This is a genomic window from Photorhabdus namnaonensis (assembly GCF_001684335.1).
Classification (GTDB): Bacteria; Pseudomonadota; Gammaproteobacteria; order Enterobacterales; family Enterobacteriaceae; genus Photorhabdus; species Photorhabdus namnaonensis.
The window spans coordinates 100617-117817 of record NZ_LOIC01000088.1 but is presented as its reverse complement, the minus strand read 5'-3'; the positions used below and the strand labels follow the sequence as shown (position 1 = coordinate 117817).

Genomic DNA, 17201 nt, shown 5'->3' with positions numbered 1-17201 from the left:
TTTATTTCATCTTAGAGACAATTGAAACCTTTGACACGAAAATAGGTTTTTTATCATATAAACATCGATAATGAAAAATACGAATATAGTCTTTAGGTCCATTTTTAATCATTAATGGCGGGTTTAACTCAATACAGATATCCGGTTCAGATGGTAATAGCGTACTATTAACAATCGTTTTATTTATCTTAATTGCCTGACCAGTATGCAAAGTAAAGGATTGATTCAGGTAATCCTGTAACTGATTAAAATGATAGTGTTCAAAATTAAGAAAACTTGTCGAATTAATGACAAGATGAAAAGCAAGTGCATCCAGGAACCAGCCAACAGAAGTAACACTCGGAAAATAGTGCCTAAAGACAGCATATTTTTCACAAACTTCTTCCCTTGTTATTGTTAATCTTTGACAGTTATCCTGAACGATCCAATTTTCAATTGACTCCACTGTATTTTCTATGCGGGTATTGCCGAACAACGTGCTTTCTTTGTCAGGGTTTTCCAATTTAAACGTTTTGTTTTTAGTATCAATTCTCAGTTGATGTGGTAATGCGGTATAAACATGTTGACGAAAAGACACATCAATATTCAATATCCCAGTGGTAAAAGCTGAAGTTAATTGAGAGAACTGTTGCCGCACATATAGCAGGCTCAACATCCCCTGAACCGGATGCTGCTGCATATTATGTAAAGACTGGCTTTTCGCCGGATAATGGATAGGATTAAAATCCCCGGAAAAATTCGACCAATGTTCAATATCTTCTATTTCAAAAATCAACATATCAGTTACCCTACCTTAGAGATAACCAACGCAGCGTTATGCCCCCCAAAACCTGAACTAATATTGAGCGCCACTTCTGGTTGAGCGGTATAGCAATGTTGATTAGGTAAATAATTAAGGTCACAATCTGGATCGGCCCGATGCAAATTCAATGTCGCCGGCAAGCAATTTTCAGTTAATGCCTTTACACATACAATAGTTTCGAAGCTGCCGGCCGCAGCAATAAGATGACCGGTATAAGATTTTGTACTTGATATGGGGACTTGATAAGCATGCTGCCCCAGCGCTGCTTTAATTGACTGGGTTTCATAAAGATCATTTAACGGTGTAGAAGTGCCATGAGCATTAATATAGTCAATATCTTCCGGCGAAATCTGTGCCTGTTCAATGGCTTTGGTTATCGCTAATATTTTAGGTTCAATATCTTCTATTGGCCGAGTTAAATTAGTGGCATCTGAATATTGAGCGTAACCTTTAATTTCCGCCAGAATCGTCGCACCACGCGCGACGGCCGAATCATAATCTTCCAAACAAACCACCGCCGCTCCTTCGGCCAATACAAACCCTGAGCGATCAAGGCTAAATGGACAACATGCGAGATTTGGGTCCGTTTGCTCTTTTGATAATGCATTCAGTACATCAATACTCCAAATATTACATTCCCGAGTAAGTGATTCAGAGGCTCCAGCAATCATACATTTTGCACGTCCTGAGCGAATAATTTCAAAGGCATCACCTATTGCCATTGTGCCCGTTGCGCAGGCGGCCGCCATAGTATTCTGATAACCACGCAGCCCATACATAATTGAACATGCCGCCGTCATGGCGCTTGGCATGGTGATGAGATTACTCATAGGATGAGCTAATTTAGCTTTCTTATATTGATAGGCATAATCTCCAGCATTATCGATAGCTCCCCAACCACTGCCAAGGATGACTCCACATTCATATTTATCGTAATATTCAACCGGTGATATGTTCACACCAAATGCTTGCGTAAAAGCTTGATAAGTCGCCTTCAACGCTGCTTTTCCGCAATCTGAAAGCGTATGAGTCAACTTTTTTGGTAATAACTGATAACGGGATGGGTTTGGTGCAAGGAAGGAAAAGAAACGCGAATTAATGAATGAATCGGGAAATTCAATTCTGTGAAATCGATGTTGTTTCTCAATAATACTTTGCCAACATGATTCAACATCTTCACCAATCGGTGTTACCGCTCCCATACCTGTAATAACAACTCTTTGAGCTTTCTGCATATTGGTTACCATTCATACATGGATTGAAAATGTCAATTTTCCTAGTTATAAAAGTAGGCTAATGAAGATATATCACCATAATCATAAATAAGTATTTTCAATATTTCTGCTTATTTGAATCGCTATTTGTGAATTATGTAAAACTAATTGATGGATTATTTTACCCATGTAATAAAACCGATGATAAATATCCATGAGAAAATAATTATTCACATCACATTCGGCTGTAATATCATGATAAACCCCGAGGGTTTATTTATCATTAACTTATTATTCTATTTAATAAAGCATATCATTGTATAAAGATAAAATAAAAACAATAGCTTTAATTATTGCGCAATCTTCATTTCATAGCATATGAATTCAATTATTACATTAATAATCCAGAAATACAATTAAATTAAATAATATAATAAATATTTCATATTATTCTCGTGAATAAGCACATCAGCAATGAATACATTAATATTGTCCTACCGCATATTCTCACGGCTAACTGACAGCATACAATGAGGTACATTTTTCAATCATTTTCTGTATCAAAACATATCCCCTGTCCTGTGGTTTGTAATATACTGACACAACTGGACGAATACACAGCATTGGGCATCTTTACTGTCCAGTTAATGTAATAAAACCGGAGGCAACATATGGCTGAAACAGGCAAGAATACAGGAGTGTTCAGTGGTAACAAAATCAGAGGCAAGCCCTGACTCAGTGACAAAGCAACAGTTAGACACCCTCACCATCGATAAAATTACGCAAAGTATCATTATCATCTCAGTCGGCACAATTTTTTACCGACTACAAGAGGGTGAATACGGAGGCAGCGGCGTATTCTTTAACCGCGATGGAGGACATACCCGGTACGGATTAACGAACGGCACAATTGGTAATTTATATCTTGCCAACTCGCCAAGAACATCGATGAAGGAGGTGTTTCAACGTCTGCCAGCCATTACAGACCGGGAACTGGATGGGTATCATATGGCGACATTAGTGACAGAGAAAGAGTTACGTATTGTAGACATTACCCGGCTTGCGCCAAAAATGCACATCACTGCCCATCAGCTAACCGGCACAGATTACCGGATCACGCAGCAACTCGCGGCGAAGCTGTCACCGCACGCGGATGGACTTGCCTACATGTCCAACGTTACGCTTGAGCCATGCATCGTGCTCTGGCATGACGATCCTTCGGGTAAAGGCACGATACGCACCGAGGAACTCAAGGTGCTTAGGGAATTTGAGTATGAAGGAGAAATTGCCGAGGATATCTTGGTGAACGACCTGGATATCCCCGTAATATGACAAAAGGGGGAGCCGGTATGTGCCCGTTCCCTCTCTTTTTACTATGCTTCTATATTTCTATGCAGCATCTTGAGTGCCAAACAACTTGGCTAAACGGATTATCTGTTGAAGCTTATCATCCGAAACACCCTCTCTCAGCAAAGCAATAACCGTGAACTCTTGACCTTCTGGTAAACGGTGATCCAGTACATTACGTTTCTGCACGAAAAATCCGTACTGCATCACACCGCTAACGTGATTAAGATGCCACAAAATCTCCGTCACCCCCCTGAGCACGCCTTTTTCGCCTTTACTTTCATCATCGGTGAACTGAAAAGCCGGATAAATAAACTCACCATCGTATTCCAAGGCCAATAATTTACCGGTGTCCTTTTTCTTTTTAACTGTGACTTTACTAACACCGAGCAAACTCGCTACCTCGGCAGAATTTAACACACCACCGTTTTCACGCACGTTGTCAAAAAAGCGCGCGCGGCTACGCACACGATTGAGTAACCTCTTCTTTTCCGGCGTCAGTTCGGCAAGCGCTCGTGCTGGTATCGCCAAAAACAACATATTCATCAGAAACTGATTATCCGGCAACGCTAGCTGATGCTTGATATTAGCCTTACCTTTACTACGAATACCATCAGCCAGTTCCTTAATGATATTCACAAGGCGATCAGCCGCTACATCAGCGTCATCGTACTCATGATGAGGTGCCGTCGCGTTATTATTGACTTTGATTTTCCTATACACAGTTTGCATAATGCACCTCGAGTTAACGATTGATGGTATAAAGAATATACATACAATCGTTAACCAATGCAAATCTTACCCATCTGTATTGGGTGCTATTATCAAGAACAACCGCCATCATCTTACACACCCGGTGACTGCTCCCCGCCCTGTCGAGCGAGGCTTCCCACTTCCTAGGCCGCAACCGTCTGTATGACGGATTTACGCTGGCCTCCATGGGCAGATTGCACGACGAGTCCCGCCGCACATAATTCCAGTATGCCCTTGCGTTCAATGTTGATTGCCGCATTGATATCGCGGTCATGTTCAACTCCGCATTCTGGACATTGCCAGATTCGCCTATTTAACGGCATTTCCGGCATTTTGTGACCACAACAGTGACAGGTTTTTGAACTGGCAAACCATTGATCCAGTTTCACCAGATGCACACCTTTCTCTGCGGCCTTGTATTCCAGTTTTGTGATGAACCCAGACCATCCGGCATCGCCGATAGCACGTGCCAGATGGGGATTTTTCATCATATTTGCTGCTTTCAGTGTCTCCACAATTACCGCTTGGCTTTCGTCAACAATTGTGCGGGAGAGTTTATGCTGGAAATCAGCACGGGTATTGGCTACCCGTTCATGCACACCCGCAAGCTGTATACGGGCTTTACGACGGTTCGCACTCCCCTTTTTCTTACGGGACAACGCTTTCTGTTTACGTCGCAGGTTGCGACTGGCATTGATGAGATGGCGGGGATTCGGGGTTTTGTCACCATTCGATTTAATGGCGTAGTGCGATAGTCCCATATCAAGACCCGTAACATTTGATATCAATGTTGGTTTCGCTGGCACTTCTGTCCCGTCATCGCAGAGTATTGAAGCATAATATTTCCCCGTTGCGCTGCGGCTCAGCGTGATACTTTTCAATGTGCCCGTAATTTCACGATGTAAACGCGCTTCAATCGGTGAAACTTTCGGGATCTTGATCGCGCTATCAAGCACTTTAACCCCAACGCAATGATAGCTTGATTGCTTTCCATGCTTACTTTTAAATGCCGGAAAACGCGCTTTCAGTTTCGGATTAAAAAAATTGGAAAAAGCCACATCAAGATTAATGACCGCCTGCTGTAATGCGATGGAATCATACTCTTTGAGCCATGCATATTTACGGGATTTTTTCGCGACTGCCAACAGCGGTTTCAGATCTTTACGGGGGCTTAAACTGACACCGTGGCGCTGGTAAGCCTGTTTTTTGATGTGCAGAGCTTTGTTGTACGCAAAACGAACTGCGCCGAACTGGGCATTGAGAAACTCAGCCTGTTCCGGTGTCGGATAAATGCGTACTTTCGTGGCTCTTAACATCGTCAGCGCTCATTGATATAATACTTTTATTTTAACAGGTTAGTGGAATATATCAATTGAGTAATCACGATGATTTACTGGAGGGGTTCTTCCGTAAACGGCATAGTGTCAGCAAACTTGTTGTGCATCTGATTTTTACGACAAAATACCGCCGTAGACTGTTTGATGGACGCATGATAGAACAGTTGCGGCATGCTTTTGCTTCTGCTGCCGCAAAACTCGAATGTGAAATTATTGAGATGGACGGAGAACCAGACCATGTGCATCTGCTGGTTGCCTATCCGCCAAAACTGGCTGTCAGTGTGATGGTCAACAATCTGAAATCCGTGTCGTCGCGTCTGCTGCGCCAGCAAAACACGCATTTACGGATGCAGAGTAAAACGGGGCTTTTATGGTCAAGATCATACTTTGTCTGTAGCACCGGAGGAGCAACGATTGAAACGCTCAGAGCCTATGTTCAAAGCCAGACAACGCCTGATTGATCTTTAAAGCCCTACGGGCTTTTCGCCTTATATCCCCGCCCGCATTGGGCGAGGGTTTACGGCGGATTTTGCTAATCTACAACATTCATACTCACCTCTTACACTACATAAATCTTCGTTGATACCCGACAGTAGCAGGAAATCACACTTTTGAGAAATTGCGAGTTAATTCACAAAACACGATTTTCAAAGTTAAAAACCAACTAATATCTGAAACAGATAATATTGTTGTTAAATAAATTTTTTTAATAAAAAAATAACAATGCTCAGATAAATTCTTATAAAAATAAGTCATTCAGGTTATTTTTATCACTCTTTAAACAGGGTAATTAGAAAAATAAAATTATTAATCAAAGACATTTGGAATGAAATAATACATATTTAGCTATAATTACTTTTAGCTCCACGTTCAGTCTAATTATTTACCCTAGGTCCGATTTCAGGCGTTACAATTTGCAACATTAACCCGAAAAAACCCGTTATTACTGGAGAAATCATGATGAAAAAAACAATAAAAAATATATCCTTATTTACAGGAGTTATGCTTGGAAGCTTGACATTAGCTCATGCAGCAATTATTCCACCCGGTACACAACTGGCAACCGACCAGAATATTGTTCGTCATAATGGTTCAGAGCCTGCTTCTCTTGATGTGCATAAAGTTGAAAGTGATGTTGAATTTGATATTATAAACGACTTTTTTAGTGGATTAGTCAGTATAGGAAATGATGGTAAGTTTAATCCTAATTTAGCTATCCGTTGGGAAACTAACGATAATAAAACTTGGGTGTTTCATCTAAGAGAAGGAATAAAATGGTCTGACGGTTCACCGATTACCGCTCACGATGTGGTTTTTAGTTGGAGGCGTTTAATTGATCCCCAAATGGCGTCCCCGTATGGCAGTTATATTGAAAACATGCATATAGTAAATGCCAAAGATATTCTTGCAGGTAAGAAAAAAACCGATGAATTAGGTGTAAAAGCATTGGATAATTTAACGCTAGAAGTAACATTAGAGCAACCGTTATCCTATTTTTTAAATATGCTGGCACATCCAGTTATGGTGCCTATCAGCCAAAAAGCGGTTGAAAAGTATGGTGAGAAATGGACTCAACCAAATGTGTTTGTCAGTAGTGGCCCATTCAAACTCTCTGAATGGATCGTTAACGAAAAAGTGATTGGCGTCAGAAATCCACAATATTGGGATAATGAACACACCGTGATTAATAAAGTCACCTATCTTAACGTCACATCAGAAACAGCGGTGGTAAACCGTTATTTGGCAGGAGAGATAGATATCACAAAAAATATCCCATCGGTTTTATTTAACTCTTTAAAAACCAAGTTAGGTAGTCAGGTCCATATTTCTCCAAAATTAGGTGTTTATTATTACGAATTTAACACCCAAAAAGCCCCTTTTAACGATATTAGAGTCAGACAGGCACTCAATCTGGCTTTAGATAAGAACATCATAACCAATAAAGTCCTGGGGCAAGGCCAAAAGCCGGCCTATAATAATACTCCACCAAGCACAGGAGGAATGAACTTAAAACAGCCGGATTATGCATCATGGACTCTGGCAAAAAGAATTGAAAAAGCCCGGCAGTTATTGAATGAAGCGGGTTATAATAGAAACAACCCATTGAAACTTAATCTTCTTTATAATACATCAGAGGATCATAAAAGGATTGCTATCGCAGCCACCTCAATGTGGAAGAAAAATCTGGGCGTGGATGCTGTTTTACAAAATCAAGAATGGAAAACCATGTTAGACACCATGCATCAAGGTAACTTTGATTTGGTAAGACACGCATGGATAGCTGATTACGATAATCCTGCTTCGTTTTTAAATAATTATGTCACCAATAGTTCTAATAATACATCATTATATCATAACGATATTTATGATGATCTGATCAGTAAAGCCAAAGCGACAAACAACATAGAGTATTTCCAGCAAGCACAAGATATTCTTACAAGAGATGTCCCGTCAATTCCTATTTATTACTACGTTAGCGCCAGATTAATAAAACCTTATATTGGTGGATATTATATTAGCCCACTTGGTCTTATGTCATCGAAAGATCTTTATGTTATTAAACACTAATGTAATATTATTTTTACATTTAAACAAACACTACGGTTTAAAACAATATGATTCGTTTTAAACCGTAATGATTTACTCTATAGCTTTAATTAACAAACCAATTTAATAGCCTGATCACAATACGAAGTTAAAATCCGGCAAAAATTAACATATGAATTGTTAACTTTATATTAGTACTATGGTCGTATAAACCCAAAATCCGTGTTTTTTCTGATGTTCATGACGCAAAGAAATCGCATGATTTGATTCCTATGAACGCTTATTCTGTTGAAAAAAGGAAGTACGGCTGTAGTACTAATCTACCACTGAATTATAATAGTAAAAATCTCATAAAAACTATCAAAAATACCAGATGTGATAATGTTTTTTTTATATATAATACAATATTGCAAATGCACATTATCTACGTATCAAATATAATTAAATTTCATAAATATATAATTTTGGAGATTATTATGAAAGTTAAAAATAATTCGAAAAATCAGATTAAGGTTTCAGTTAGTGCTTGGAATTCTGATGGTAACGACAAATATTGGCCATTAGACCCTGGAAAAGATGATCAGTGGACCCGCAGTGATCAACGCGGTTATGTAATGGTATTAGAAAAAGACTTAATAATAGAATCATATTTTATTTTGTATAACAGCGATATTGTTGTTAATGAAATGTCTATTACAGATCATGGTCGCCTCATCTTACCCCTTCACTCCAACCCCGTTAATTTGACATAGATTATTGGTGATCCTCTAGAGGATCACCAATAGCAATAATAAAACTGCTTATTCCTATAAAACTAACTATTCAAATACTACACCGGAACAACCGTAGGATTAGCAAGTAATTTCCGTAAATTGCGCATTTCCCTTCCCTGATTAATCGCGACGGCACCGACTAAAACTTCATTTTCTGTACCAAATAAAATGGCCTTATCTGATTGCAAATCACCCTGAACATGCCACTCCTCAGCCTGCATGTTGCCAACCATCTGGATGTTAATGCCCCACTGATCGGTCCAGAACCACGGAGCGCCTGGCTGCGGGGGTTCCAATCCCATCATGGCATATGCGGCGATAGTCGCCTGACGGTTAGCATTTTCCCAGGTTTCACGGCGCTGGAGATCACCTGTTAGTGGTTCTCTCTGGAGGCAAACATCCCCGGCAGCAAAAATATCCGGTTCAGAAGTCTGACAACGGCTGTCAATAACGATACCGCCATTAGTTACCAAACCGGCATCAGCGGCAAGCTGATCCCTGAATTCGGCGCCGATGCCATAAATAATAATATCTCCGATCACCTTTTCTCCGGTGTTCAATATAAGTACTAATTCACTCCCTTGTTTTTGTGCGGAAACAATTTTGGTATCAAGGAAGAATTGCACCCCGTTTTCCTGATGACGATTCAAAAGATAATCCTGCAATAACGGCGGGGCACAACGCCCCATGATGTTATCCGTCTGTTCGATAACCGTGACATTCGCTCCCAATTCACAGGAAGTCGCCGCTAGTTCCAAGCCAATTACACCACCACCAACAATCAAAATCCGTTTGTCTTTTTTCACCGCCTGGCGTAAACGTTGCGCATCATCCAACGTCCTCAGGGTATAAACATTTTCACCCAGTTGATCGAGGAGCGGAAATCGTCTGGCTCTTGCCCCCACAGCAAGCAGGAGTTTGTCATACCTAAGCTCGCCGCCATTTTCTAAAACAACACAATGTTTTGATGGCATAATCTGGCTGACCGATTGGCCTATGCGTAGATCTATCCGGTTTTTTAGATAAAAATCTTCGGAGAACAAGTATTTAGGCGCTTCATCTGGGTTGATTAAATACTCTTTCGATAAAATTGGCCGTTCGTAAGGCGCATGATATTCCTTACCAATTAAAATAATATCGCCATCAAACTGCTGCTGCCTTAAGGTTGCGGCGGCCATCGCCCCCGCTTGTCCTGCTCCAACGATAACAAAAGTCTGATTCCGCATATTACGCTCCTATCTGAGTTACAGGTTGAGCACTGACCATTGCCATCCCTGCCAGCCACTCCTTAATAGGTTGGTAATAATGCCGCTGTGCTTTATATTCGCCATAAACAGAAAGCGCTGTAAAAGCCGCAATCCAACAACGAATTTCCTGTCCACCCTTACCGCCCTGAATGGCAATTCCTTCCTCAGTTAATGAAGCAAGGCGCTGAATATCGCCACTACAAAAAATACGCAATAACTCGTCATCCCACTGCGGATTCAACGGGGTAACGATATTTTCGCCACGAGCCAACGATTTTCCAACCTCAATGACTCGGTTTTGCCGTTTCTGGCGCACTTCTTTTGTCGGATTTCTTCCAGCAATCAGTCCTTCCTCAACTTCCGGCGGCACCTGTCCCATTTGGGGTATCGGAGGATCATGTGATAAACCGCCAGAACCTAACAACAATACCCGCTGATCTGTGGTGAATAAGAATTGACCAACCGCACGACCTAACGCAACAGCGCGGCGACATGTCGGCAATGGTTTAGCTGCACAGTTAATAAATATTGGGATAGTTGGATAGCGCTGTAAATCTTGACAAAGCAGCATCAATGGCTGAGTAAAGCCGTGATCAGCCTGCATACGCCAAGACTGGGCAACATCAATATCAGCGTTATATAAGGCGGAAATTAGATCCTGCGCGGTGTTTTCAGGAACATTGAGTGGACCTTTACCAATATCCCAATCCCCCACTGCATTCGCCCTGACTCCAACGCAAAATGCCGGCATGAGATCATAAAAAAAACCATTAAAATGGTCAGGAGCGAAAATGACTATCAATTGTGGGTCGTAGGCTTTTACCTGTTCAGCCAGTTGCTGAAAAACCTGCCGAACATGCTTTTCTGTCGTTTTCGGCGGGGAACCAAAGTCCATCAAAGGCGTGTGTGAAGTACAAATCAATTTAACGGTCATTTGAACTCTCCTTTTTGTTCGGAGACATCACTCCCGCTGTAGCTTGGCGAATGCCACGGATACTTAACCCGGCATCAGCCGTTATCATCACCCCCGTTAAAGTACGGTTATTGGCGCGGGAAGCCAACATGACATACGGACCGGTGAAATCTTCTGGCTGAGGTATGAATTGCAAAGGCAAAATCGCACCGAGACTTTCTAATGACAGGTTATCTGTAATACGTCTATCTTGCTGAGATAGTGAAGCGGCCCCGCGAAGATCGCTTGGCATACCACAAGGCGCAACACCATTAACCCTGATAACTGGCGCTAATTCATAAGCTAACTGGCGGATCATGCCGACCGCGCCGTGCTTGCTGGCGGTATACAACACCCCTCCGCCACCAGAAAACCATGACGAGTTTGACAATGTAAAAATCATGCTGCCTTCTGATGCGGTTAACGCCGGTAACGCGGCTTTAGCTCCTAAAATATACCCTTTCAGGTTCACACCCATCAGCTCATCAAATCCTTTATCAATCTGCTCTGGCGAGGCGTCAAGCAAGCTGATTTTGTGATCCCATATCCCGGCATTACCAACAAAGCAGTCTAATTTGCCAAAGCGCCGAACAGTTTCAGCCACTGCTCGTTCATTGTCCTCAAAAGAGGCGACATCACCGTGAATAACACAGATATCGTTACCAAAACAGTGTGCCAGAGCTGTCGCTTTTTCCGCCGATAGCTCCAAAACCCCCACTTTAGCTCCCTCCGCAATAAAACGCTCTACTAAAGCCAAACCTAAACCGGAGCCACCGCCTGTTAATAAAATGACTTGATCTTTAATCCAACTCATATTGCTCCTCCGATACAGTGATATAAATGTTTCCGTCTTTGACAACAACCGGATACGTTCTCAATGGATCTGTGGCAGGAAGGCAAAGCGCCTTCCCGGTTCTGAGACAAAAACTGGCCGTATGCAGTGGACACTCAACTGTCGCATTGTCTTCCAAATACCCTTCGGATATCGAGGCATTACCATGACTGCACCGGTCATCAACAGCAAAGAATTCGCCATCACAGTGAAACAGCGCAATATCCGGTGTGTATTCAACCTTACGCGCCTCTCCATCAGGCAATTCTCCAACAGTACATACGAATAATTGATTCATCAGAATAAGACACTCAAGTTATGGAAAGTTAAGACTGCCTGATCCAAGGTAATTTCACGTTTGCAAACCAGCCAGCTATCCGTTTTTGGATTACGGCGAACACAATCCAGCCGTTTACCAACATAAAAAGCTTCATCTCGCTCTTTTTGTGAACGGTACAGCAAATAATTGGACTGAACATGAAATTGGTCAGGCGAGTCCGTTTCAGTAATCACTAAATTTGTCAGTAAATGACGTGTACGAGATGGGGGTTCCTCTGCCCATGCCATACCGGTTTCCAACCGGGCTATCCGGCGTTCAAGCTGAAATTTATTATCATTGAACAACCAAGTGGTTGGCGGCTGGATACTCTTACGGCGATCGCGGGTTTGAGCATTAACAATGGTGCGCATGGTATAGCTGAGATCTTCTGATAACAGCTCAAGCCAATCACGAAATTTCCACTCATCCAGTAATGCAATTTCGTAATACAAGAACTGGCTTATTTCATAATGCAGTTCCGGCGATACCCTTTTTTCCTGATTGACAATTAACTCTTTCATTTGACCAACTCCTGCTGATAAACCCGGTTTTTTTCCTCTACTTCATCCCAGGTTTCACTGGTGAGTAAGTCAGCCCAACGCTGATACATGCCACGGGCAACGGTTTCAGAAAAAACATAATTAGTCACACCCGGAATTCCATCATCCCGCACTCTTTCTTGTCCTAATCTCATTTCCATACACAATGCGCTGTTACGGGCTTTGTAACCTCTAAGTACCTTCTGGATTTCTACCCAATTTTCTGAATCATCCTGTTCGAGAAAACCTGCCGGACCAAATGCACGGACAGTACTGTTCTCAAAAGCGGCTTTTACTTCTGGAGAAGCCGCTTTATCTGCGATGCAGAACGCCCAAACTTCCACCTGATCAGGTCCACGTGGATGCCACACCCGCATAGTTGCGGTACCGTTAAGCCAGGAAAGTGTCGGGAAAATATTGTTGTGACCGGCAAGACGCAGTGCTCTGACTTTTCCCAGTCGCTGCTCTGCCTCCTCATAAGTTTCACGGTAGTAACGGGCAACGGCGCCATCAACCCAAACATTGGCATCGGGTTTTTCGGTCAAGAAAAATCCACAACCGTGACCATTCTGAGCAAATTGCACCGCGTCTTTTGCTGTTTCCCAAACTGGCCGTGAAGTCTGATCAGCGCCTAATGCTTTGTTACTATCGCCATCTTTTACACTTAAAACCTGTACAGCGGAGGCATGACTGAATAGAGCATGGTATTGATCACCGGCAAACTGTTCAGCGGGTAATTTCCAGTTACAATTGATCACCCACTTTTGCACACCGCCAATAACCTCAGTTCCTCCTTCACGGCGATCAAGCACACCATCAAGATACCACGCCATATCACCGAGATAATCCATCAGGGAGGGCGCCGTCGTATCCCAGTTGCCAAAAATCAATCCCTTATAATTTTCCACACATGGCACTTCCTGAAGTCCCCATTGCTCTTTGCAAAGCCCATGTGGATAGGCGCACGCTTCCAACGGAACGTCAACTAATCGCCCATCCACACCATATGACCAACCGTGATAAGGGCAAGTAAACGCACGGGTATTACCGCTATCCGCATAACAAACCCGCATAGAACGATGGCGGCATTGATTTAGGAAAGCTTTAACAGAACCATCTTTCTGGCGGACAACAACAACACTGTCTTCTCCCATATAAGTATTAAAAAAATCCCCAGGATTGGGGATTTGACTTTGATGAGCGAGAAACAACCAACAACGGCCGAATATTCTTTCGAGTTCTAACTGATAGAGCTCGGGATCGATATAAATCTGAGGAGTTACACGACCGGCTCGGGCATCAATCAGGCGGTAAATATCTGAATTTTTGCTCAATGTCATATTATTTAATCCTCAAGTAAAAGAATGGTTGACTTTTTGCCAACATGCAAAATGAATGCTATTAATAGATTAATATTTTGTGAAATACATTGTTTGTTTAAATTGAGACTTTTTTTCGATATGTGAGGAAACGGCAATGGAATTAAGACACTTACGCTATTTTATTGCGGTGGCAGAAGAATTAAACTTTACTAAAGCCGCAAAAAAGTTACATACCGCACAACCTTCATTAAGTCAACAAATAAAAGATTTAGAAGATTATATTGGTTCCACACTATTAGAGAGAAATAAACGTAGAGTCTCTCTAACCAAAGCGGGAGAAGTTTTTTTCCAACAAGCCAGGCTTATTCTTGATAATGCTGAAAAAGCGAAGAAAATGGCCCGCAGAGCGGCACAGGAACAAATTGTGCTAACTATTGGATTTGTCCCATCAGCAGAAGTTAAAGTATTACCTGAAGTCATTCCAATATTTCGCCTGGCTCATCCTGGAGCAAAAGTAGAACTTATTAGTTTATTTAATCCAGGACAAGAAGAGAAATTATTACAAGGTGACATTGATGTCGCTTTCATGCGTTCGCCAATAAAGAGCGATTATATTGATTTTAAAGTCATTCTTAATGAACCATTGGTAGTTCTGATGCCTGCCAATCACAGGCTAAGATATTGTGAGAAAATTTCAGTCAACGATCTACACGGAGAAAATTTTATTACTCCCGATCCAACACAATCTGGCGTATTACAACAGATTATAGAAAATTATTTTACTGAACATAATGTCGCTCCTAATATTATTCAAACAGCTAATAACATGCTATTAATCTTAAACATGGTTAGTCTGAATTTGGGATGTGCAATAGTGCCGTTCTATATTACCAGCATCATGACAGACGCGGTTATTTGTCGGCCATTATCAGGATATTCCCCTACAATAGAGTTAATAATGGCATGGCGAAAAGACAACACCTCGGAATTATTATCGCACTTAATAGATGTTGTTGAAAATAAATACCTGTAAGAATAGAAATAAGCATCATTGTTTTTACCTTTCAGACTAGACATATTAAGTATTAGTGAATATTACCCGCGGTCGTTATATTAATAACGTATTATCTTAAAATAAATAAGGGAGATATCATGATGTCAATATCAGCGAATCCTCAACATAAACCTACACAACCTGAATTACGTTCGCTTTGGTCGGCCATTGCCAGTGGTGAAATCCACCTGCATCATCTTGATGTAAAAGGGATAAAAACCCGTGTTCTTGAAGCAGGTAATGGACCTATTCTCATTTTCTTACATGGTATTGCAGGTCATTTAGAAGCTTATATGCGCAACATATTGCCCCATGCCGCCCATTTTCGTGTACTGGCGATCGATATGCTAGGGCATGGCTTCACAGATAAACCTGTCCGTTCCTATGAGATTATCGATTATGTGGAACACCTGCGGGATCTTATTGAGACATTAAATCTGAAAAAAATTCACCTTTCTGGCGAGTCATTAGGTGGATGGGTCGCAGCCCGGTTTGCCGCAAAATATCCGCAATATATTCACCGTCTGGTGTTGAACACCGCCGGCGGCATGATTGCTGATCCAAATGTGATGGAACGCCTACGCACACTGAGCTTGAATGCAGTGAAAAACCCGGACCGGGAAGCTACCCGCAAGCGTCTTGAATTCCTGATGGAAGACCCTGCGATGGTGACAGAAGACCTGGTTGAAGCCCGTTTCGCCATTTATCGTCAACCGGGTATGTTGTCCGCAATGGAAAACATTATGTGTCTGCAAGATATGGATACCCGCTTACGTAACCTCTTGACCGAAGATGAGCTGGCAAAGATCCAGGCTGAAACCCTAGTGCTATGGACCACACACGATCCGACTGCTGCGGTTTCAGTAGGTCAGCGCCTTGCCGGGCTTATTAAAAATAGCCGTTTTGTCGTGATGGAAAAATGCGGTCACTGGCCTCAATATGAAGACCCGGATACATTCAACCGGCTCCATATCGATTTTTTACTCAACGGCAACAAATAATGTCTCTTTCAGACGAGTGATATTCCAGTTGGAATGTCACTTCTTTGGTTTGATTAGGAGCAACAACAGATGAATAACATCATAAACCATCTTGGGGAAAAATTATTTCAATCGTGGCAAAGTCGCCAAGCTATCGATCCTATCTCTGATGAATATCCAGAACTCACATTACACGACGCCTATCTCATCCAGCAAAAAGTTATTGTTCGCCGGTTGGAAGCAACCGGAGCACAAATTGTCGGCAAAAAAATCGGTATTACCAGCCAGGCGGTTATGGATATATTGGGCGTCGATCAACCCGATTTTGGCATTCTCACCTCAGATATGCATTACAAAAACAACGCCACTGTACCCATTGAGCAATTAATCGCACCGAAAGCTGAAGGTGAAATTGGCTTTATCCTGAAACACAATCTGAGTGGACCCGGTATTACGGCCGAAGATGTACTTAGAGCAACAGATTATGTCGTGCCCTGTATCGAAATTGTCGATTCCCGTATCCGTGACTGGAAAATAAAAATCACAGATACCATTGCCGATAATGCTTCATCAGGGTTATTTGTCATTGGCAATGGCGCCCGTCTGCCATCAGAAATTGATCTAGCCGCCGTTACAATAACGCTGGAGAAAAACGGTAAATTGGTTGACACCGGCATTGGCGCCGCTGCACTAGAACATCCCGCTAATGCAGTTGCCTGGCTAGCAAATATGTTAGGAACACTGAATATGGCATTGCTTCATGGAGAAATCATTCTCTCTGGCTCCCTCACCACAATGGTGCCAGTTAATCCTGGTGATCAGTTGAAAATTAACTTACTGGGCGTGGGATCTGCCAAGGTCAGTTTCGCCTGAAAAATTAGCCTTAGTTTCTTAATAGGAGTCATAAAAAGCCCCCATCAAAGTCACTAGCAACTCAGTGGCAGGGGCGTAAATGGCTTATTATCATTTCAAGCCTAATAGAATGTATTCCTTTCGTTAATATTATTTTTATCAAATTAAAAACAATAATTTCATAAGCTTCGTGGTAATACACGCCTCCCGAAGGTATGGTTTTGTATGGCTGATTGCAACGCCACTACCAATTAACATAACAAGGATGAATTCAATACGTTCTGCCAGACTTGTATATCCCGGCTGATGCCTCACCTGTCGAATTTAAATG

General features: G+C 42.0%; 17 protein-coding genes. 7 read left to right on the top strand and 10 right to left on the bottom strand.

From position 1 onward, the window contains the following. Position 1 precedes the first annotated feature (1 nt). Together Phpb_RS19625 and Phpb_RS19620 are read right to left on the bottom strand one after the other, a co-directional pair. A complete protein-coding gene (locus Phpb_RS19625) occupies positions 2-778 on the bottom strand; it encodes a hotdog family protein (protein ID WP_065391830.1) in 777 nt (258 codons plus the stop codon). A gap of 5 nt (positions 779-783) precedes the next feature. After that, the gene (locus tag Phpb_RS19620; RefSeq protein ID WP_240492623.1) at positions 784-2037 is read right to left on the bottom strand and encodes a beta-ketoacyl-[acyl-carrier-protein] synthase family protein; all 1254 of its coding nucleotides are present in this window, start codon (positions 2035-2037) and stop codon (positions 784-786) included. A gap of 684 nt (positions 2038-2721) precedes the next feature. Between Phpb_RS19620 and Phpb_RS19615 the strand changes: the two genes are divergently transcribed. Next, positions 2722-3348 carry an RES family NAD+ phosphorylase gene (locus Phpb_RS19615; protein ID WP_065391828.1) on the top strand — a complete coding sequence of 209 codons (627 nt, stop codon included), beginning with the start codon at positions 2722-2724 and terminating at the stop codon, positions 3346-3348. Positions 3349-3405: 57 nt separating this feature from the next. On the opposite strand, the gene Phpb_RS19610 is transcribed toward Phpb_RS19615, so the two are convergent. Then, a complete protein-coding gene (locus Phpb_RS19610; RefSeq protein WP_065391827.1) occupies positions 3406-4095 on the bottom strand; it encodes a hypothetical protein in 690 nt (229 codons plus the stop codon). 164 nt (positions 4096-4259) lie between these two features. Beyond that, positions 4260-5432, bottom strand: a complete 1173-nt coding sequence (locus Phpb_RS19605; protein WP_065391826.1) for an RNA-guided endonuclease InsQ/TnpB family protein — start codon at positions 5430-5432, stop codon at positions 4260-4262. A 56-nt stretch (positions 5433-5488) separates the two neighbouring features. Between Phpb_RS19605 and tnpA the strand changes: the two genes are divergently transcribed. The 3 genes from tnpA to Phpb_RS19590 all read left to right on the top strand — a co-directional run bounded on the left by tnpA (position 5489) and on the right by Phpb_RS19590 (position 8752). Beyond that, entirely contained in the window at positions 5489-5914 is a 426-nt protein-coding gene (gene tnpA / locus Phpb_RS19600) for an IS200/IS605 family transposase (protein WP_065391825.1), read from the top strand. 496 nt (positions 5915-6410) lie between these two features. Then, positions 6411-8021: an ABC transporter substrate-binding protein gene (locus tag Phpb_RS19595; protein WP_065391824.1), complete on the top strand. Its 1611-nt coding sequence runs from the start codon at positions 6411-6413 to the stop codon at positions 8019-8021. A 455-nt stretch (positions 8022-8476) separates the two neighbouring features. Beyond that, on the top strand, positions 8477-8752 hold the full coding sequence (locus Phpb_RS19590; RefSeq protein WP_082302646.1) for a hypothetical protein: 276 nt from the start codon (positions 8477-8479) through the stop codon (positions 8750-8752). Between the two features lie 77 nt (positions 8753-8829). On the opposite strand, the gene hcaD is transcribed toward Phpb_RS19590, so the two are convergent. Genes hcaD through hcaE form a run of 6 tightly spaced genes read right to left on the bottom strand, consistent with a single transcriptional unit; the run spans position 8830 to position 14002 of the window. Then, a complete protein-coding gene (gene hcaD, locus Phpb_RS19585; RefSeq protein WP_065391823.1) occupies positions 8830-9999 on the bottom strand; it encodes a phenylpropionate dioxygenase ferredoxin reductase subunit in 1170 nt (389 codons plus the stop codon). 1 nt (position 10000) lies between these two features. Then, positions 10001-10954: a 3-carboxyethylcatechol 2,3-dioxygenase gene (locus Phpb_RS19580; protein ID WP_065391822.1), complete on the bottom strand. Its 954-nt coding sequence runs from the start codon at positions 10952-10954 to the stop codon at positions 10001-10003. Continuing rightward, complete coding sequence (gene hcaB / locus Phpb_RS19575) at positions 10944-11786, bottom strand: 3-phenylpropionate-dihydrodiol/cinnamic acid-dihydrodiol dehydrogenase (protein ID WP_065391821.1); 843 nt, start codon at positions 11784-11786, stop codon at positions 10944-10946. Before hcaB ends, Phpb_RS19580 begins: the two co-directional genes overlap by 11 nt. After that, positions 11773-12102: a 3-phenylpropionate/cinnamic acid dioxygenase ferredoxin subunit gene (gene hcaC, locus Phpb_RS19570; RefSeq protein ID WP_065391820.1), complete on the bottom strand. Its 330-nt coding sequence runs from the start codon at positions 12100-12102 to the stop codon at positions 11773-11775. Before hcaC ends, hcaB begins: the two co-directional genes overlap by 14 nt. Further along, positions 12102-12644, bottom strand: coding sequence for a 3-phenylpropionate/cinnamic acid dioxygenase subunit beta (gene hcaF / locus Phpb_RS19565; protein ID WP_065391819.1), 543 nt, complete (start codon positions 12642-12644; stop codon positions 12102-12104). The genes hcaC and hcaF overlap by 1 nt, the downstream gene beginning before the upstream one ends. Beyond that, on the bottom strand, positions 12641-14002 hold the full coding sequence (gene hcaE / locus Phpb_RS19560) for a 3-phenylpropionate/cinnamic acid dioxygenase subunit alpha (protein ID WP_065391818.1): 1362 nt from the start codon (positions 14000-14002) through the stop codon (positions 12641-12643). The genes hcaF and hcaE overlap by 4 nt, the downstream gene beginning before the upstream one ends. A gap of 136 nt (positions 14003-14138) precedes the next feature. Here hcaE and hcaR point away from each other — a divergent pair, with 136 nt between their 5' ends. From hcaR to Phpb_RS19545, 3 genes are all read left to right on the top strand, one after another. Then, the gene (gene hcaR, locus Phpb_RS19555) at positions 14139-15017 is read left to right on the top strand and encodes a DNA-binding transcriptional regulator HcaR (RefSeq protein ID WP_065391817.1); all 879 of its coding nucleotides are present in this window, start codon (positions 14139-14141) and stop codon (positions 15015-15017) included. Between the two features lie 119 nt (positions 15018-15136). Then, positions 15137-16039 carry an alpha/beta fold hydrolase gene (locus tag Phpb_RS19550; RefSeq protein WP_240492622.1) on the top strand — a complete coding sequence of 301 codons (903 nt, stop codon included), beginning with the start codon at positions 15137-15139 and terminating at the stop codon, positions 16037-16039. A gap of 69 nt (positions 16040-16108) precedes the next feature. After that, the gene (locus Phpb_RS19545; protein WP_065391816.1) at positions 16109-16891 is read left to right on the top strand and encodes a fumarylacetoacetate hydrolase family protein; all 783 of its coding nucleotides are present in this window, start codon (positions 16109-16111) and stop codon (positions 16889-16891) included. Positions 16892-17201: the final 310 nt, after the last annotated feature.